The following is a 17,890-nucleotide window of genomic DNA, read 5'->3' as shown; positions in this document are numbered from 1 at the left end:
GCGGCTTTCGGGAGCCGCCGACGCGCTGAACCGGCTCGTGGCCATAAGGAGCCAAGGCCCCTGCATGCTCGGCGTGCTGGTGCGCCATAAAACTCCTGGTCGCCAATCCGGGACAAACGGCCGACGCAACGGGGCGCGTTCGACGCGCGCAGCGCCGCTCAGCGATGATCGGCGCCAGACTAGGAACCAAACCAGCGCGTCCGACGCGCCCCGGCCTCCCTCTCGGGAGGCAAGGCAGTTGGCACTTGGCAGTTGGCAGTAGGAATTTCGAGCACCGGCGTCCGCCGGCGCACCAACTCGCCTATTGCCGACTCACCACAGACGCTTGTTGGCGAAGGCGTGGCCGGAGCCAGACTTCAGATACCTCTCGAAGCGCTCGGCTTGGGCGAGATTGGAGAAGGCGAGGTAAGTGCGAAGGCGCCACGGGCGAAACTTCGACGTGTGGAAAGACTTGCCGTCGTTGTGTTCTTGGAGACGGCGCGGAACCTCGGTGGTCAGGCCAACATACCGGCGATCCGGGAACGCGATGCTCTCGATCAGGTAAACGTAGAACACCGGCCTTCCTCCGCTAAAACTACGGAGGACATCCTGCTTCGCGGAAAGGCCGGAACCAAGTCCTGCGAAGCGCAGAGCGCGAAGCAGGAAAGTCCTGCACCGGCCCTCCTTCGCTAAAGCTACGGAGGGCATCCTGCTTCGCGAGAAACACCGGCCCCAAATCCTGCGAAGCGCGCCAAAGCGAAGCAGGATGGCGGAGAGGGAGGGATTCTAGCGAGGCTGCGGTTACGCACACACAATCAAGTACTTACAGTGTTGCGTTGTAGTGTTTTGTAGTGGCCGAATGTAGCGGATCGCGAAGGCTGTGAAGCGACCTCTCAACCCTTTGATCGTTTCCCTTTCCGCCCCATTTCGGCGGCCACCTGCTTAGCAAAAGGCCCAGCCTCGATTTCCAGTGCTTCCAGGAGGTCGAAGAACTCCAGCGCGTCCAGGCGCCGCTGCAAGGTTTCGATCTTCCCCAGGTAGCTCTGGGGCTTCTTCAGGCGCTTCCCAATTGCCTCCTGGGACAGGCCGGCCCGTTCACGCGCCTCTTTTAGAAGGCGCACTAGCCGCTTGTATCGGTCATCATGAAGTGTTGCCGCCACCCGGTCCGCACCTGCTGGACGAGAAACGGCATCCCACCTAATACCAGACCGGTATCATCCCGAACTGGTATGGGGGGAATAATGTCAGCAGGGGACGGGAAAGCGTCCAAATGGTTCTGGATCGCTGGTTCAACGATCGCAACATTTCTGCTCGCCTCTGTTGTGCCTACGTCGATCCTGCGGAGCACAGTGCTGCTGTGCCTGAATGCCGGCTTCATGCCCGATGTGTGCATCGCGCCATTCCAGGGGACTGCTGACCTTTTAGGTTCACAGATCACCGGCCTCACATTGTCGATGACGACCACGACTAAGGTCGTTCTGGCGCTGATCGCTGCGGGCGTTGCAGCGCTCGTGACAAGGCACCCCGTTGAGGCCGCAACCGACCGTCCCCGGCAGCCTGAACAGCAGCCCACACCAAGACCGGCGGTGATTGATGTCGGTGCTCGCGCTCGACTGGAAGCCAAGGCCATGCAGGTCGCGGCCAGCGTTTATGGCGGCTGCCACGAACAAGGCCTTTCAGTAGATGTGACGTACGCCGATGGTCGTGTTGAGACGGACAACACACTCTTCTGCATTGTCGTCAACTCGCAGCTTGCGAACGGAAGTCGTTACGATCCGAAGTACGACACCAGACCCGGCCATACCTGGAGGTCCGTAGTGTCGGGAGATTCTTTCGTCCGGCTGGTCCTGCAACCCTCTTCCGATCGGATCGTGCGTGTTTACCGGCCCACACTGCCCAGCGAATGGATCGGCTCGATTGTGATTGTCCCGGCATCCGCATCAAAGCTCGTTGGGCTAATTCGGCTGCGGGCAGACCTGCCGCCCGATCGCAATTCGAAGGTCATCGAGCGAGCCACGCGTCAATTCATGGGCCACAGCGGCGTCTACGTTCGGGCCATGTTGGATGCCGAGGCGGAGGAATACGAAGCTATGCTTCCGCCGTTGGTCATTCACTCGGAATCGCAGTGATGCCCGACACGCCCAACGCTCAGAAAGCGGCGCAAGCAGCACGCGCCCGGGCGAACCACAGGCTGGCTGCCTGGTCATCCCGTCCCGAAGAACGCAACCTCTAATTCGTCGCGCGTCGATACGCGTTATGATCGGCCCCGAAAGGATGATTCGGGTGCCAGAAACCGTCCACAATCCTGATCGCCTCATGGCGGACTTGCGAACGATCATCGCGCAGGGGCGTATCCGAACGCCCGCGTTCTATTGTTGGACATTCACGGTGAGTACGCCGCAGCGTTGTCGGAAAGTGCCACCGTGTTCAGGGTGAACCCTGCCAGTGGGCAACAGGCGTTGCAGGTTCCGTTTTGGGCTCTTCCGCCAACTGACTTGATACCGTTCCTGATGGGACGCCTAGACGATCGAGCACTGACGGGAGTCATTGATCGGATTTTCGACGCGAAAATGCGCCGCGCGAAGGAGAAGCTGATTCCTGGAGTGGATTTAGATTCGCTCACCATCGACACGCCAGTGCCGTATAGCCTCAAACAGTTATGGCTCGACCTTCTCGATCCAGAGATAAAGACCTGGAAAGAGAAGGACCGACAAACGGCTGCCATATCGCAACCCGGTGACGCCGAGAAGCTGATCGCTCCACAGTATGAACCGCCCGGTGCAGGCGGTTCGCCGCCGTTCGTGAACTCAGTCGGAGTCCTGAGCATTCGGCGGCATCTCGAACACATGCGCTCTCGCCTACTCGACAAGCGTTTTGCCTTCCTGCTTTCACCGGGCGATTGGGCGCCTGACTTGGCCGGCCATTGCAAGTCAGACTTAGACGATCTCCTGAACGCGTGGCTTGGTCACGACAAGCCGATCACGATTCTCGACCTCTCGGGCGTGCCCAGCGATGTCTTAGTCCAAATGCTCGGCGCAATTCTGACGATCATCTACGATGCACTGTTCTGGGGCCGCTACCTTCCCGCCGGCGGACGCCAACGACCGCAGCTTGTCGTTATGGAAGAGGCTCACCGGTATCTTGGTAAAGAGTCAACCCCGCCAGAGACGTCGTTCATCGGATAGCGAAAGAAGGACGCAAATTTGGGATCGGCGCGATGATCGTCAGCCAGCGACCTTCGGAAATCGACGATACCATTCTATCGCAATGTGGGACGTTCATCGCCCTTCGGCTCTCAAACGGGGCGGACCGCGCGAAAGTACAAGCGACACTCCCCGACAATCTGAGTGCCGTCACTGAAGCGCTGTCCATCCTCCGAACGGGGGAAGCGATCATAACTGGAGAAGCGGCGCCATTGCCCATTCGCTGCCGACTGGGTTTGCCACCAGTAGGACATCGCCGGGATAGTGGTGACCCATCAGTCGTCGCCGCGTGGGGCAAAAAACGCGAGGCGGAGGACTACACGACAATCGTCGCCGCTTGGCGGGCCCAAAATCCCCACATCAAGAAGGACTAGGCCATGGAGCGATTGCCCGTGTCATCAAGCAACATTGCGGAAATTGGATACGACCAGGGAGCCGAAACGCTTGAAGTGTTGTTCAAGAACGGAGGTTTGTACCACTACTTCAATGTACCACCCGTCGAGTACGAACAACTAATCAACGCGACGTCCGTCGGCAGCTATTTCAACCACAACATTAAGGGCCGATACGCCGAAAGCCGAGCGTAGGAAACCAAGCCCTTGTCGGTGAGTAGTTTGAGGTTGGGCCCCGAATGCCTTGCATCACGCGAGGATGCGATAAACGCTCGCTCGGCTGATGCCCGTCTGCCGAACGATGTCAGCAACACCCACACCGGATGCCTTTAGCGCACGAACGTCCTTCGCCTTCGCCTTCGCCTGCGCCGTAGCCGCACGTCCCTTATACCGACCCTCCGACTTCGCCTTGGCGATACCGTGCCGCTGACGCTCCAGCATCCACGCTCGCTCGGCCTCTGAAATGCTGGCGACGAGAGACAACAGAAGACGGCCCGTGGGAGTTGATGTGTCGAGGTCCATGCTGAGGATACGGACGGTGACGCCACGCTTCGTCAGATCATCGACGATGTTCAGTAGGTCGATCGTGTTCCGCGCCAGCCGGTCGGCAGCGGTGACAATGAAGGTGTCACGCTCACGAACGTAGGCCAGGGCTTCAGCGAGCTTGGGGCGTACTGTGCTGACGCTCGACACGTGCTCAAAGAAAACCTTGGTGGCGCCAGCGGCTTGGAGTTGTGCGATCTGGGCTTCGAGACCAGCCCGCTGTTCAAGGGTCGAGGTCCTGGCGTACGCCACGCAGGCGCCGATCGAAGACTTCATCAAGATTCGCACATGGTTCAAAGGTGCGACGAGACCGGGTGTCTCAGAACTATACACCAACCCATGTGGTACGACAATGCTTTATATATAAAGCTTCTCTCTAGACCTCGCTCGTACGAGGCAATTTCGGTCACTTGTTCCGGCGTACCCTTCTCAGAAGGATGTAGCGCAGGAAAATTGCAACCCATACCAAACCGAACGCCACCAATAGGATGGTCGGAGCCCAGTCCCACCAAATACCAAACTTTAGATGCAGCATCCATACGATCAGCAGAGTCGTCAGTACAATCGCTGGGAGCGCAGCCACTAAAGCAAGATAATGCAACAGCCGGTTTGCTTCGATCAAATCGGACTTCGCTCGGAGATACAGCCTGTACTCTCCAGCGCCAAATAGGAGCAGCACAGCTATAATCGCTATCATTTCTATCGCATCTGATCCGCGTCGCGCCTCTCCGCCTGGACCTATCGCCGAGAAAACGAAGAGCATGCCGCAGATCAGCAACACGGTCGTCATAATAAGTTGCACATATCTCATGGGCGCTATCCAACGTTCGGTAGGCACACACTGCTCCCGAAGAGTTCGGATGGGGGTACGTAGTCATTCGGACCGCCGAGCATCGAGCGCGTAGCTCGATCCTGGAGTTCTTCTCCATACTCTCCCAAACCATGAAGCCAGAGAGTATCCATTCCGCCTTCAATGGCGACTTCACCGACCCCATAGCTCAAGATTCCAGTGGTCGCCATGCCCAAACCTACAAGAGGCCCCAACCCGGTCGGAGCCGAGACCGCTGAAACCACTGCTCCCGAGGCAGCAGTCGCGAGAGACAGCACTTGCGTTTGTCGAGCTTCGAAGATTTGCTCCGCGGCCCGATCGATAGTCCGCAAGCATTGACGTCGCTCCTCTTCCGGCGACGGGTCACCAGTTGTGCCGCCACCGCCGCCCGCATCACCAGTCCGAGGCAACGATCGAGACGGATAGATGCTTGCAAGATTTCCGGCCACGTCCACGCAGTTCTCTGATTGCTGAATCCACGGAGGGGGATTCCCATCCGGTTGTCGAGTGTGGAATATCCACCAACAAGTCAGCCCTAACGGATCAACGAAATTGATTGGGTCGGCATCAACATACGAGTACAAGTTCATACCCCCCGCCCAGAGAATTGGATCAGTCTGCATGAAGCGGCCAAGCACTGGTGAGTACGCACGCGACTTATAATGATAGAGCGACGCTTCCGAGAGCCACGTCTGGCCCGTGTACTGAAAACGCCCGACATTCGTTGCAGCCGGACGCCCATATTCGTCGTACGAGTTGATGTTAGTCGCCGCGCCCGAGCCGTTCGTCACAGCGATCACAGAGCCGAGTTGATCCTGTACTAGCCAGCGTCTGTCCGTTGTGCCGCTGCCTTCGTACCAGACCAGAGGTTCGTCAAATGAAGGTCCATGCACGTAGCGCTTCAACAAGGTGGAGCCATTGTACTCGGCAATCAGGTCGAGCCCATCATAGAGGAAGCTCGTCGTCGTTCCCGAAGCGCTCGTCTGATAGAGCCTGCTCGCCGGATCGTAGGTTAGCGTCGCAGAACCGGCGCCCGTGAGCCGGTTGTAAACATCGTAGCTGTACGTGGTCGTCCCGTCTGATGTGAGATTGCCGCGACCATCATAGGTGAAGCTCGTCGCATCAACCGCTGAGTACTGGTTCAGACCGTTTCGCGTGTAGTTGTCATACCCAAGCGCCGGTTGGGGCCAATCATAGGCGCTGTTCGTGCCCGTCCGTGAGAGAGCTTGGCTGGCTGGGTTGTAGCTGAAACTCAGAGTCTGGTCGTAGGTTGACGAAGAGAGGTCCTGGGCCAGAGACGACAGTCTAGAGGCGCTGTCATAGCTGTAACTCGTCGTCACGCCGTTGCCGCGCGTGATCGTCGTACGCCGCCCCCGATTGTCATAGGCGTAGTTCGCCAGAACGCCTGGGCCGGAGGTAGCGCCGTTCTCACGGATCGCCATCACGGCGCCGGTGAGGTCGTAGTCGTACTGGGCGTAGAAGCTGTCCGGCCATGTAATGCGGGTGCGCCGCCCGGCGAGATCGTACTGGTAGGCGACGGTCCCAAGGGGTCCGGTAGCGCTGGTATTGCGGCTGAGTTGATCGAAGGCAAAGGTGAGTGTGTGCCCGGTGAACGCGACTTGCGTCTGGCGATTGAAGTTATCGTAGGCGTACGAAACAACGGCCCCACTCGAAGGCGTCATCGTCGTGGCGCGGTTCAGGTTATCGTAGGCGAAGCTGACCGTGGCACCATCGCGGCGGCGATCTTGCGTGACGTTCGAGGCGGCGTCGTAGGTGTACTGCTCATAATCCGTCGCGCTCGACCCGGCGCCGCTGGCGTTCGGGAAGCGAATTTTCCGTAAGCGGTCGAAGCCGTCATATTCGTACGTGGTGAGATTGCCGTTGGCGTCTAGCAACGTCGCCATCATGTTGTTGGGGGTCCAGGTCTGCGTCGCCGCATTTTGCTGCATGTTCGTGCCATAGGCGCTCGTGACCTGAACGAGACGATCGGCGCCGTCATAGCCGTAACGCGTGATGCGGTCCGGCCCGTGCGAGCCTTCAGTCCCCAGGGTGCACGCCGACGGCGGCAGCGCACCGAACGCGGCGGCATTCATCCGCACTGCTACGCACTGCAAGCGATTGTCGCCATCATAGGCGTACTGAGTGACGGCGTGCGTCGTGCTGCTGGCGATGAAGCGATCCTGAACCCGCCGGCCGCCGGAATCATAGCCGACGTTCAGTTGCTCCAAGCTGGAGAAATTGGCCCAGTCAGGATCGGATTGAGAATCGACCGTTCCGCGCTCCACTACGCTCGGAAGGCCGTAGCTATTATAGGTGTACCGCAACGCACGGTGCTTCAGTGTTCCTACGCCATCCGGGTCTGGGCCAATGACGCCGACGCGCTGACGGCCGGCGTCATAGCGCAGACGCGTCGTGTCGTCAGAGCCGACGAGCGGCCCATCTATCGTCAGCAAATTGCCTACTGCGTCATAGGTGAACGCCGTCGTCGCCGTCAGCGAACCGTCCCCGGCGCCCGCCGATGAAGACACAGGCTGGCGATTGTTGGCGACCCCAGTTGAACCATAATCGATTGTGCTGATGGTTTCGTCGGATCGATTTGGCGCCGCACTGCACGATGACAGCGTGGCGCACGCCGACGTGCCAGTCAGTCGAAAGACCGCCGATGGCGCCTGCACGATCGAGCCGCTGCTGTCCTTGTAGTACGCATACAGCGATGTGTAGCTGTAGCGGGTCTGGGGACGCACTTGCGGCCCGGTGCCGTCCGGATCAGGAAGCGTAACGGTCAGCAGACCGCCGTGCGTAGAGTCATAGGTGTAGTCGGTGGTGTTGCCGCGCTCGTCTGTTGTCGAAAGAGGCAGGTTACAAGTTACTTGGTTCGAGCACGTCGAAGCGTAGCTCGCGGATGTGACGATGTTCGACAGACCTGAGCCCGACTTGGCGACCATCGTAGTCTGCGTGACGTTCCCTCGACTGTCGTATGTGTATTCGGTATAATTTCCCTGCGGTTGGGTAACCCGTGACAGCCGTGACTGAGAATCGTACTGATAATTGGTGACGCTGAAGACGCCGTTGGTCGAACTGGTGACGCGGTTGGTGGTGAGGTCGGAATCGTAGATGATGTCGTAATCGACAGGGCTCCGTGCGATCGCTCGGCGGTTTGATCCGTTCGTCGTGTAGGTGTACTGCCAAGTGCCGGCGATGGTCGTGACCGTGCTGACGAGGCCGGTCGTAGCGTTGTAGCTAATCGTGACATTGTTCGAGCCGCTGGACGGCCAGCGCACCGCTGTGATGCGGTTCGATGTCAACGTGTACTCTGTCTCGCGGCCAAGCGTGTCCGTGACCGTCTGCGTCGAACCGCTCTCAGCGAAGGTGAGGCTAGGCCACGTCTGGGCAAACCCGGTGCAGCCGTTGGCAGTCGGGTCGCAGTAGTCCACAGCGTTGTTGATCGCAGTGACCTCGACGAGCCGAATTCCGGACGCGTCTGCGCTGTTCGAGGCGTATTCGAAGCTCAGTTGGTAGCCGAGATTGTTCGTCACCGACTGAAGACGGTGCGCCAGGAATCCCGTGGTCGAGAGCGTGGTGTAGGTGAACACCCATGCTTCGCCCGAAGGCAGCGTCAGCGATGTGACCCGGCCTTCGTTAGCTTCAACCGGCTGCTCGCCGGCGAGGTTCTTGTCGTAGATGGCGGTCGCGCCGCTCGCCGTTCTGTACTCGTACGTGTTGGCGACAGAATCAAAACTTAGGGTTCCGCCTCGCCCTTCGTTCGACGTGAAGACGCTGCCCGATAACGTGAACGTCTCGGACGCTCCCATCAGTGTAACGATGTAATCTGATCCATCGCTGTTGATCGAACCGGTGACATTATCGCGCCAGCCTTGGACGCTGGAGTCGTAAATTCTTTGATAGCTGAGACCGCCCAACCCTCCCTGGCCGACGCTTATGGCTGGCGACTGGATGTGAATCGAGCCGTTGATAACGTCGACGCCGTTTTCATCGAGCGAATATTGCGTGAGCGGTGGGGGAACAGATTGCGCAAGAGCAGCGGTAGCTGCGAGGCCCCAGAAACCGAGCAGCAGCAAGACGGTTCGAGGCGCGCGTGAGAAAATGGAGAAGACAGCGCCGCGACCACCGCGCCGAGCAAACCAATGAGCGTCCCGCAGCATCGTGCGTCTCCCGCCTTCGTCTTGACAGAAGTGGTAATTCGCGCTTCACGATGGAGTCAACCAAAAGGCGAGCGGCGCTCGTTTGTTCAACTTCGGTGGCGGATAATGCTGACGGAGGTCAGCAGCACGTAATCGAATGCACGGAGACGCGACATGGGCATCTCTCGGCGCGCACTTCTCGCCCATGCAGGCACTGCGACGCTTGTCGCGTCGCTAATGCCGGCATCCGCCGAAACCGCAACTTATCTTTATGATGCGTTAGGTCGCTTGGTTCGGGTCACTTATTCCGGTGGAACGATTGTCGTCTACGATTATGACGCGGCGGGAAATCGCTCACGCACATGCCGGACGGACGGCAGCACGTTTGTCGCGACTATTCAGGTGGCCGGCACCGGACCCGTGAACCTTCGTACTCTCGCTGACGCGTCCGGTTATTGTGGCGTCACCGACGCGACGATCACATTTCAAGTCGGTTCAGCCGTAACGATCATGGGGGCGCCGGGTGGCGGTCCCGGCATCGATACAGGCGTCTGGCCGACGGACAAGACGATCTCACTCGCGTTGCAAGTCAGCGGCAAAGTGTACGGTGGCGGCGGTGCGGGCGCCGCTGGAGCGGGGACGAGCGGCGCTTTGCAAGGCGGTGTGGGCGGCGACGCCGTGAGATGTCAGCACAATATCTCCATCACCGTGAACTCCGGCGGGCAGATCAGAGCAGGCGGCGGCGGTGGCGGCGGCGGCGGCGCATGGCACCGAGAGCAGAATTACGAAGGCGTCCCAACCTGGTTCGTATACACAGGCGGCGGTGGCGGCGGTGGCTTTCCAAACGGTCCTGGAGGCCCCGGCGGTGAATACGGAGAGCACGGTTTTTCCCGTGGTCAGCCTGGAAGCAATGGCACGACCTCCGGCGGCGGTGCGGGGGGTGCTGGCGGCAACGCTGGCATAGGCCGCACGACGGGCGCGGGCGGCGCAGGCGCCGGTGCAGCGGCAACTGGTTCGAGCGGAGTCGGAGCCAGCGGGACGGAGGACGCAACGGCGGTGAAGTTCGCAGCAAGCCCAGGCGGCGGCCCCGGCTACGCCATCCGCAAGAACGGCCACGCCGTGAGCGTGACGAACAACGGCACGATCTCGGGTACGGTGGGCTAACTCAGTCAGAACCATGCGTAAGGCAATGTGCCAAGCATGACGCCGACAAGTAGAAAAACTGCACCGCAGAATGAGAGATCGAGCCCGCCGGTAGCGTGCGCCGTCAGCAGCTTGCGTACATCGCGGATTTCAGATGTTCGTTTCGCTTCCTCGGCCTCTATCAAGCCCCTTAAGCTCTCGTGTTGTCGGCGCGTCTCCTTCTTGAAGCTGCTGATGTCGGCATGCTGTCGTTCGACCTCCTGCAACAAATACGCGATTTTCTCGTCCATCGTTGCATCTGGTTTCAACCCTGCCGCACCGTCCCCATCCCAAACGCCGTCGCCGGGCTGAGCGCGGCGTCCATCGAAGCGTATCGCGTCTTGGGAAAGACAGCGGGAAAGCTTCGAAACCAGTTCAACACCGCGCCGTGCAGAGACGGCAACCCGAATTGTGCTCGCGTCATCAACACGCCTTGCATTACAAACATCACGCCGATGCATTGAAGCGCCGCGCCGATCGCACGTACCCAGGTTTCGTGATCCGAACCGAAGAATCCATACGCATAGATAAGCGCAGTCAGGTTCATTGCGGTGGTGACCAGACCCAATAGACGAGACGAAGCCAAGCACCGAGCCGACCTGGATATGACGCGATTTGTTTCCGCCACATCGATACCAATGCTCTTAGTGAGACTCGCCAACGAGCAGGCGAAGCCCCATGAAGCGCGGATCGCCCGGCGGGTTTCCAGGGCTCGAAAGTGGGAGATGGCACCTTCTACGCTCCGTCCACTTGCTGGAGCCGACGGCCCACCAACCACCAGTGGACGCCGTACAAAACCGCGACGCCGACATCGATCGGCGCCCAGGTCTCGCGATCCAGCGCAACGATGATGAAAGGGTTGAAGAGCAGCGCCACGACTCCGAACAACACCGACCACACGGCATGCTTTGGCCACGATTGGTAAGCGACGATCGCCGCAGTGATGCAGACTACCAACCGAAGGAGCGTGTAGTATCCGTACGGAAGCTGTAACAGCGCTGCGATCAGCATAGCTGCCGGAACGAACCAAAGAGCCGCCATACAATCCCCGTCTATCTCGACAGAGACGGTCGCGTGCCTCTGCGTTCGATCGGTCCCGAGCGAATGATCTCCCCTACGCTCGAGCCGAGTTCGTCCGCAACCGCCTGAAGCTCGGCCAAGCTCAGATCGTAAGAGCCTGCCTCAAGTTCAGCCACGCGAATACGCGAAAGCCCGCTTTCAGTCCGAACTCTGTGACTGACAGATTCCGGCGCGAACGATGCATAGCCACCAGAACGCCGATGCGACAATGAACGGAAGATACAGGGCGCCGATTCTCGCGACACCTCGGGTCCTTGGACCTTGTCTTCATCGTGCGGCGTCGGCCCCGATCCTTCTCGGACTTGATGTACTTCATCACCAACGCTGGCGACCTTCCAAACTGCTTGCTCACCGCGCCGACGGACCAGCCGTCATCGAAGTATCGGTTCATCATGTCGCGACGTAGTCGCTGAAGAGCACGCGCCATTGACGTTAGTGCGCTCCTGCGAGATGCGTGATCGCTCATCAGCCTGAAAGAATGGGGCGAGTCGCTTGAAACGCGCAAAGCCTTGCGTCGATGAGCTTGTACTCGCTCAAATTCGTGCCGATAGAGGATGAAATGGCGGGCGTTGACCTCCGAAACATGATCCGGCGGGAGGGGAGCGAGACCTGGATCAAGGTCACCCCGGGGCGGGTTGATACGTTCCTTGCTTGCTGCGTTTATCGAACCGATATGACCGGTCGAAACATTGGCTCTGCCCAGCGTTTCCTCGCACTACTTGAATCTGTGTCAGGCAAAACGCTGACCAATTCCAAACTCCTCACGACATGCGATGTCTACGTCATCGTGGCCAAGGACGCCGTCAAGATTGGCATTAGCAATGACACAGCGCGAAGAGTGAGCGATCTGCAAACAGGGGTCGGCAACGAAGAACTCGCGCTATATCGGACTTGGACGCTACCCAGCGCCAGGGCTGCTCAACTTGTCGAACGGACAGCGCATGCCGCGTTGAAACAGCATCAGACTCGGCGTGAGTGGTTTTCGGTGACACCGGAGACTGCCGCCGAATGCATCGATGCAATCATCTCCGCCGCCTCTGAAGCCGACGAAGCCGCCGTCCCGGGCTAATCATAATTCCGATCGCCCCAAAGCCACGGGCATTCCAATCCCCAGAGCCCCCTGCCCCCGATCGAGCCCGTGCTTCCTCGTCAGCATACCGACCGCCGCTGTACCGCCTCCAATCGCGCGCCCAGCCCACCTCGACCATCCGCTCACCCAAGTCGGTGCCGCCGACGCTGCACTGAGCCACGCGCCGCCCGTATCGGTCCTGTTCACCGATAGAGCACCGGACCGTTTGGCTCCCGATCGTGTCTGAGAGCGCCCTTCGCTTCGGCGCCATCGAGGCGACAACTACCAACCAGGAGGAGCGCCGAACAGGCCGCAGCCAAGAGCCATCGAGCATGCATCACCGGTCTCCCCTCGCAGCCTCAGAATCAAGACAGTGCATCTTGATATTCGTTGTCGAGAGACAAAAGGCCTTGTTACCCTGGAGCAATGCCCTTCGATGCTGACCCAACCCGTCAAGAACCGCTCCCGTCCGAGCCGTTAGACCTGCCTATCGACTGGCTCGACTGGGGCCTTAGGATCATCGTGTTGGGCACACTCATGTTGCTGTGGCTGACGTGGGCCGGCACGTCGATTTGGAACGCGGTCGTTCAGGGATGGGGACTCAGTGGGAGAAGCTAGCCTCTGCACTTCGGGAAGCTCGCGTTTGACATATCTCCGCGTCTGTCGCCTAGAAACCGCGAGAACGGAGATTGAGTGATGGCGGCGCACGACCGAACCGATCCCGATGTGGTGGGCATCGGGGCCTTGAACGTTGATTTCGTGGCCACCCGATCGCGACTCAGCAGTCGCGATTCAAAGACAGTTTCGGAATTTTCCCGGAGCTTTGAATCTGGACGCGAGCGGATTGTATCAGAACAAGAAGCCGCTTCACTCCGCGCTCATCTAGGTGACGCCGCTTTCGAGATTCGGTTAGGCGGCTCCGCGTTCAACACGATTCAAGCGCTTCGAAGCGCTGCTCCCACACTCCGACTGGGATATATCGGCGCCGCTGGCCAGGACCAGCCAAGCCTGCCGTCCTTCCGAGAGTGGTTTCGCCAGAACGACGTCGAACAGCGATTCATAGATTTCTCTACGAGCAAACCCTCTGGGAATTGCATCTCTCTGATGGCAGGAGGCGAGCGCTCGCTCGCCACATCACGCGGGGCCAACGACGGCGCAGCGCGCTTCATGCGTCGGCACAAGAGCGCAATCATCGGGAGCTTGGGAAGATGCCGCTGCATTCACCTAACGTCATTTTTCGACAAGGACACACCGGTAGTCCTCCTTGAAATCTTGCGCGAGGCGAAGGCCCAGAATCCCAATCTGATCGTCAGTTTTGATCCTGGGCACCAGTGGTGCGCTGAGCACAGCCTCAACCCATCCATTATTGGGTTGCTGCGACTAACTGATGTGCTGTTCGTAAACTCCGTCGAATTCCAGCTTTTGGCAGGTCATGCACCTGGGGATGCGGACAACGCCGCCGCCGCCCGATTGATCGGAAAATGTCATGATCGGACAATGATCATCTTTCAGAAGAACTACGCTACAATCAGTGTATTCTTCCACATCGCAAGTCGCGGTGTTCTCAGGCGAGACTTCCCTGTTTCTACGATTGCTGAACCTGATATCGAGGATGCCACCGGCGCAGGGGACGTATTTGCGGCGGGTATCATTGCCGGTCGGCTGACTCCTGGCTTTCAGCTCGAAGACTCCATCAACCTCGCACTGAAGATGGTCAGCAAGAAGCTAACAGTCACTGGAGCTAAGACGCTCGATATTTTTGGCGGCGTTATTGGTCAAGTGGCCGATGAGATTGCTTATAAGCATCAAGAAAAGGCGATCTTTATAGGACATGGACGCGACCCCATCTGGCGGGAAGTCGAGAGCTTCCTTCGGCAAGACCTGAAGGTGAACGTGGAAGCTTGGGAGTCGGACACCCGGCTCAATCAGTTTCCAATCGAGGTGTTATCGGCGCTGCTCGACAAGACCCGGTTCGCGATTCTCCTTATGACTGCCGAGGACGCCACTGACATTGGCTCGGTAAGAGCGCGGCAGAACGTGCTTCACGAGATGGGCCTGTTTCAGGGGCGACTAGGTTTCAAGAACGTCATCGTTCTTCGAGATGTTGGCCTGGAAATGCCGACTAACCTGGAGGGCTGGCAGATGGTGGAGATCGACAGACAAAATATTCGCGGAACGCTTGCCAATCTGGAAGCAGGATTGCGATCGGCGAAGATAATCTGACGACTCTAGGGCGAGGTCTGACAGCGTGGAAGGCGTCAGTGGATTCAGAAAACTGTTGAGCGGTCGGTCGCTCTCCTGCGCCACCGCGCACAAACGATTGCACGTAGTTGTAGAAACAAATCGAGTTCCAGAAGTTCTTGAACTCGTCGGACGACCAATGGGCGCCGTCTTCATTGAAGGTCGCGTAGATGTTGCCGAAGAAGCGCTTGTAGCCCTCAGCATTCGCCCCCCATCGAGTGACGATTTCGCTGGTGAATGACGAGACCAGTTCAGGCGGCGGCAGATCGTCTTGGTCGTAATGGGACTCGCCCACGATCAGAAGACGGATGCTCTTGAAGCGGGGATCACCCGGGGGTTCCAGGGTTCAAACACCATTTCCGATCAGCCCGCATCTGCTCTGGGTCAGCCCGAAGTGTATTCGGTGTGGATAGACCTAGCACGCTCATACAGCGTGACGTGACCCCCGTTTTTCATCCAGCCGCCACTGGAGTCCGGTCGTCATCAAACGCCCCCGATGGGCGTCGTTCAAGCTCTTCATTTCCTGCCCATCGCGCGGCGTAGTCGGCAGGCGTTCGGCCGATCCGGCGCCACCATCGGCACCCGCAGGCCCAAGGCGCGTTTGCGTCCGCCTCTGCGACGCACCCCCAGCCGTTCTTCCTGGTAGATACGCTGCACGCGCTTCCTGTTCACGAGCCGACCCTCCCGGCGCAGCAAGACGTAAAGGCGGCGATAGCCGAAACGCCGGCGCTCGTGCGCCAGCGCCCTGATGCGGGCGCGCAGGTCAGCGTCATCGGGCGTCGTGCGCTGGTAACGCACGCTGGTCCGATCGACGCCGATAATCCGGCACGCCCGCCGCTCGCTCATCCCGTGCGTCGTTTCGAGATGAGCGACGGCTTCTCGCCGATGTGCGGGCGTCACCATTTTTTCCAAGCAGGTCTTTCAGCGCCGCGTTGTCGAGCATCGCGTCCGCCAACAGCCGTTTGAGCTTGGCGTTTTCCGCCTCCAGGCCCTTCAGCTTCTGCGCGTCGGCCACGTCCATGCCGCCATACTTGGCCTTCCACGCGTAAAAGCTCGCGCTCGACATGCCGTGTTTGCGGCAGAGGTCGGCCGTCGCCACGCCCGCCTCGTGCTCGCGCAGGACCGCAATGATCTGCTCTTCGCTGAACCGCTTCCGTTTCATCTCCGGCTCCCTAGCTGGGCCGGACTCTAGCGTCAGATGGAGGAGTTTGCGGGGGTCACGTCAAGCGTTCCTAAATGCCGGAGGCATGAGGTTGGGTCGGCGGGAGCCGACACAGTGGGATACGTCGAGAAGGTCCCAGAAAAGTTCGGTCAGCTAAGCCGCCTCCGTGGCCTCTACTTCGGCTGTCGTGGATGTTCACGCGGCAAGATGTTCGAGCAGACAGAACTCGTGCGGCTGTGGGGCACGGAAGGTCGTGTCGCGGACCTTGTGAAGCGCCTCGTCTGTTCGAACTGCAAGGCGAAGCGAAAGCGTCCGCCGCCGATCTTCGTCGAGGTCTCTAAGCTACTTCGCAGTAAGGCCGAGGAAGCGCGTACGGCGATGACGATGGTGGACGCGCTGGTGTATGACATCGGGCAACTGAAGCCGAACAAGACGATCGAGTAGTCGCCATGTGCAACCGCTATGCATCAGACATTCGGAAGGCGGACCTAGAGCGCGAACTCTATGGTTTTGAGGAATGGAGCGAGACGCGGATAAAAAACTCGATCCTGGAAGTCTTCCCGAAGAGCATCGGACCAATCATCACGGTTGGCGAGGATGGCCGCAGAATGTGGTCTCGAATGCGCTGGGGACTTCCCGGTCCATCGAGCACCGGCGGCGCCCCAGTGACTAACATCCGCAACACTAGGAGCCCGCACTGGCGGTCACTCATGGGTCCGGCACATCGATGTCTCGTGCCGTTCACAGCGTTTTCCGAGTACGAGGACAGTTCGCCCAAAGGCGCAAAGGTAATACGGTGGTTCGCGCCGCCCGATCGGACCATGCTCGCCTTCGCCGGCATTTGGCGAAATTGGACCGGCGACTACGGCTCGAAGAAAGAGCCGAACGTTGGAATGCACAAGCTCTTCGGCTTCCTGACCACTGACGCCAACGATCTCGTGCGACCTGTGCACGCCAAAGCGATGCCAGTAATCCTTCAAACGGAAGCCGAATTCCAGGAATGGTTGACTACGCCCTCCGAGAACATCGAAGAGCTTCAGGCTCGCGTTCTTCCGACGGACGCTCTTGAAGTACTTCCCGACGAAGAAGCGGCGGCGTACGTCGGCGGTTACATCAAGTGAGCCAGTACGGTCGATGGTCTAGGTCGTGATCGAGAAATTTCATGCGTCTACTTCTTCTATCTGTATTTGCGATCGCTGCGTGTGCCCAACCGGTCTTGGGCCAACCAACGTCCGCGCCACTTCGTTTAGCCACATGGAATCTGGAACACCTCGCTGAGTACAACGGAAGCGGATGCCGACCTCGAACAGACGCAGATTACGCCGCCATGCGGGCGTATGTAGACCTCGTAGATGCGGACATCATCGCCTTCCAAGAGGTCGAGAATGAAGCCGCTGCTGAACGCGTGTTCGATCCGGCCAAGTACGAGATCGTGATTGAACGACGGGTAGGATCAGGGCGACGCACCGAATGCCGTGGAATGCCTGGCCAGTTCATGAACCGCCAAGCCACGGGTTTTGCGGTTCGTCGCGGCATCACGTTCCAGAGGCACGCAGACTTCACCGACCTTCAAGCCGGAGGTCCCGATCTACGCTCGGCGGTGGACATAACTCTTCAGCCGCCCGGAGGCGAACCGATCCGTCTACTTTCTATCCATCTGAAGTCGGGGTGCTTCGAAGGCACGAGCCGTGGCGACTGCCCTCGGCTCTTCCGACAAATCCCGATTCTAGAACGATGGATCGATGCGCGTGCTCGTGCTGAAGAACGCTTCGCGGTCATGGGCGACTTCAACAGATGGCTCGGCGTTAGCGGCGACCCCGTCTGGGCCGAGTGGGACGATGCTGATCCTCCCAACGCGGACTTGACCCTGGTGTCCGGCGACGAGGGCGCCACGTGTGATCGACGCTATCCGCACTTCATAGACAACGTTGTCGTCGATCGGCTGACGGCGCCGGCGATCAGCGGTTTCCACGAATGGACCCACGTAGGACCGATGTTGTCCGACCACTGCTTGGTGTCGGTGGAGATTGCTCCATCTTGATCCCGCTGGCGTCGGGTGGAAGGTGTC

Annotated in this window: 19 protein-coding genes and 1 pseudogene; 10 read left to right on the top strand and 10 right to left on the bottom strand. The window is 59.3% G+C overall.

Translation table 11 applies throughout. The annotated features are described in order from the left end of the window. Nucleotides 1-312 precede the first annotated feature (312 nt). Nucleotides 313-555 carry a GIY-YIG nuclease family protein gene (locus VEA80_RS02270; protein WP_325059062.1) on the bottom strand — a complete coding sequence of 81 codons (243 nt, stop codon included), beginning with the start codon at nucleotides 553-555 and terminating at the stop codon, nucleotides 313-315. 317 nt (nucleotides 556-872) lie between these two features. Further along, nucleotides 873-1,139 (bottom strand): helix-turn-helix transcriptional regulator, encoded by a 267-nt coding sequence (locus VEA80_RS02265; RefSeq protein WP_325059061.1) that lies wholly within the window; start codon nucleotides 1,137-1,139, stop codon nucleotides 873-875. Nucleotides 1,140-1,220: 81 nt separating this feature from the next. Between VEA80_RS02265 and VEA80_RS02260 the strand changes: the two genes are divergently transcribed. The 4 genes from VEA80_RS02260 (at nucleotide 1,221) to VEA80_RS02245 (ending at nucleotide 3,769) form a co-directional block, all read left to right on the top strand. After that, on the top strand, nucleotides 1,221-2,108 hold the full coding sequence (locus tag VEA80_RS02260; RefSeq protein ID WP_325059060.1) for a hypothetical protein: 888 nt from the start codon (nucleotides 1,221-1,223) through the stop codon (nucleotides 2,106-2,108). A 246-nt stretch (nucleotides 2,109-2,354) separates the two neighbouring features. Next, a complete protein-coding gene (locus tag VEA80_RS02255) occupies nucleotides 2,355-3,164 on the top strand; it encodes a helicase HerA domain-containing protein (protein WP_414731489.1) in 810 nt (269 codons plus the stop codon). 32 nt (nucleotides 3,165-3,196) lie between these two features. Further along, nucleotides 3,197-3,556: a hypothetical protein gene (locus VEA80_RS02250; protein WP_325059059.1), complete on the top strand. Its 360-nt coding sequence runs from the start codon at nucleotides 3,197-3,199 to the stop codon at nucleotides 3,554-3,556. Between the two features lie 3 nt (nucleotides 3,557-3,559). Next, a complete protein-coding gene (locus VEA80_RS02245) occupies nucleotides 3,560-3,769 on the top strand; it encodes a KTSC domain-containing protein (protein ID WP_325059058.1) in 210 nt (69 codons plus the stop codon). A 54-nt stretch (nucleotides 3,770-3,823) separates the two neighbouring features. Here VEA80_RS02245 and VEA80_RS02240 read toward each other — a convergent pair whose 3' ends face one another. The 3 genes from VEA80_RS02240 to VEA80_RS02230 form a co-directional block, all read right to left on the bottom strand. Then, nucleotides 3,824-4,393: a recombinase family protein gene (locus VEA80_RS02240; RefSeq protein WP_325059057.1), complete on the bottom strand. Its 570-nt coding sequence runs from the start codon at nucleotides 4,391-4,393 to the stop codon at nucleotides 3,824-3,826. A gap of 130 nt (nucleotides 4,394-4,523) precedes the next feature. Further along, the gene (locus tag VEA80_RS02235; RefSeq protein ID WP_325059056.1) at nucleotides 4,524-4,928 is read right to left on the bottom strand and encodes a hypothetical protein; all 405 of its coding nucleotides are present in this window, start codon (nucleotides 4,926-4,928) and stop codon (nucleotides 4,524-4,526) included. A gap of 5 nt (nucleotides 4,929-4,933) precedes the next feature. Next, a complete protein-coding gene (locus VEA80_RS02230; protein ID WP_325059055.1) occupies nucleotides 4,934-9,109 on the bottom strand; it encodes an RHS repeat-associated core domain-containing protein in 4,176 nt (1,391 codons plus the stop codon). Nucleotides 9,110-9,262: 153 nt separating this feature from the next. Between VEA80_RS02230 and VEA80_RS02225 the strand changes: the two genes are divergently transcribed. Further along, nucleotides 9,263-10,252, top strand: a complete 990-nt coding sequence (locus tag VEA80_RS02225; protein ID WP_325059054.1) for an RHS repeat domain-containing protein — start codon at nucleotides 9,263-9,265, stop codon at nucleotides 10,250-10,252. Nucleotides 10,253-10,257: 5 nt separating this feature from the next. Here VEA80_RS02225 and VEA80_RS02220 read toward each other — a convergent pair whose 3' ends face one another. The 3 genes from VEA80_RS02220 to VEA80_RS02210 form a co-directional block, all read right to left on the bottom strand. Continuing rightward, nucleotides 10,258-10,521: a hypothetical protein gene (locus tag VEA80_RS02220; protein WP_325059053.1), complete on the bottom strand. Its 264-nt coding sequence runs from the start codon at nucleotides 10,519-10,521 to the stop codon at nucleotides 10,258-10,260. A 14-nt stretch (nucleotides 10,522-10,535) separates the two neighbouring features. Further along, on the bottom strand, nucleotides 10,536-10,838 hold the full coding sequence (locus tag VEA80_RS02215) for a hypothetical protein (protein ID WP_325059052.1): 303 nt from the start codon (nucleotides 10,836-10,838) through the stop codon (nucleotides 10,536-10,538). A 167-nt stretch (nucleotides 10,839-11,005) separates the two neighbouring features. After that, nucleotides 11,006-11,311 (bottom strand): DUF6804 family protein, encoded by a 306-nt coding sequence (locus VEA80_RS02210; RefSeq protein WP_325059051.1) that lies wholly within the window; start codon nucleotides 11,309-11,311, stop codon nucleotides 11,006-11,008. A 556-nt stretch (nucleotides 11,312-11,867) separates the two neighbouring features. Between VEA80_RS02210 and VEA80_RS02205 the strand changes: the two genes are divergently transcribed. After that, nucleotides 11,868-12,419 carry a GIY-YIG nuclease family protein gene (locus VEA80_RS02205; protein WP_325059050.1) on the top strand — a complete coding sequence of 184 codons (552 nt, stop codon included), beginning with the start codon at nucleotides 11,868-11,870 and terminating at the stop codon, nucleotides 12,417-12,419. On the opposite strand, the gene VEA80_RS20385 is transcribed toward VEA80_RS02205, so the two are convergent. Continuing rightward, nucleotides 12,373-12,690: a thermonuclease family protein gene (locus VEA80_RS20385; RefSeq protein WP_349257193.1), complete on the bottom strand. Its 318-nt coding sequence runs from the start codon at nucleotides 12,688-12,690 to the stop codon at nucleotides 12,373-12,375. The two genes, VEA80_RS02205 and VEA80_RS20385, sit on opposite strands and share 47 nt — an antisense overlap. A 425-nt stretch (nucleotides 12,691-13,115) precedes the next feature. Between VEA80_RS20385 and VEA80_RS02200 the strand changes: the two genes are divergently transcribed. Continuing rightward, nucleotides 13,116-14,642 (top strand): PfkB family carbohydrate kinase, encoded by a 1,527-nt coding sequence (locus VEA80_RS02200; RefSeq protein WP_325059049.1) that lies wholly within the window; start codon nucleotides 13,116-13,118, stop codon nucleotides 14,640-14,642. A gap of 570 nt (nucleotides 14,643-15,212) precedes the next feature. On the opposite strand, the pseudogene VEA80_RS02195 reads toward VEA80_RS02200, so the two are convergent. Continuing rightward, nucleotides 15,213-15,822: pseudogene (locus VEA80_RS02195) on the bottom strand (transposase); the annotation flags it as partial. Between the two features lie 114 nt (nucleotides 15,823-15,936). Between VEA80_RS02195 and VEA80_RS02190 the strand changes: the two are divergent. From VEA80_RS02190 to VEA80_RS02180, 3 genes are read left to right on the top strand one after another with little or no spacing between them, the layout of a single operon-like run. Beyond that, nucleotides 15,937-16,266 carry a hypothetical protein gene (locus VEA80_RS02190; RefSeq protein ID WP_325059048.1) on the top strand — a complete coding sequence of 110 codons (330 nt, stop codon included), beginning with the start codon at nucleotides 15,937-15,939 and terminating at the stop codon, nucleotides 16,264-16,266. 5 nt (nucleotides 16,267-16,271) lie between these two features. Continuing rightward, nucleotides 16,272-16,943 carry an SOS response-associated peptidase gene (locus VEA80_RS02185; RefSeq protein ID WP_325059047.1) on the top strand — a complete coding sequence of 224 codons (672 nt, stop codon included), beginning with the start codon at nucleotides 16,272-16,274 and terminating at the stop codon, nucleotides 16,941-16,943. A 41-nt stretch (nucleotides 16,944-16,984) separates the two neighbouring features. Continuing rightward, on the top strand, nucleotides 16,985-17,863 hold the full coding sequence (locus VEA80_RS02180) for an endonuclease/exonuclease/phosphatase family protein (protein ID WP_325059046.1): 879 nt from the start codon (nucleotides 16,985-16,987) through the stop codon (nucleotides 17,861-17,863). Nucleotides 17,864-17,890 lie beyond the last annotated feature (27 nt).

The sequence above is a fragment of the Vitreimonas sp. genome, from assembly GCF_035627415.1.
Lineage (GTDB): Bacteria > Pseudomonadota > Alphaproteobacteria > Caulobacterales > Aquidulcibacteraceae > Vitreimonas.
This window is presented reverse-complemented; position numbering and strand designations above follow the sequence as displayed.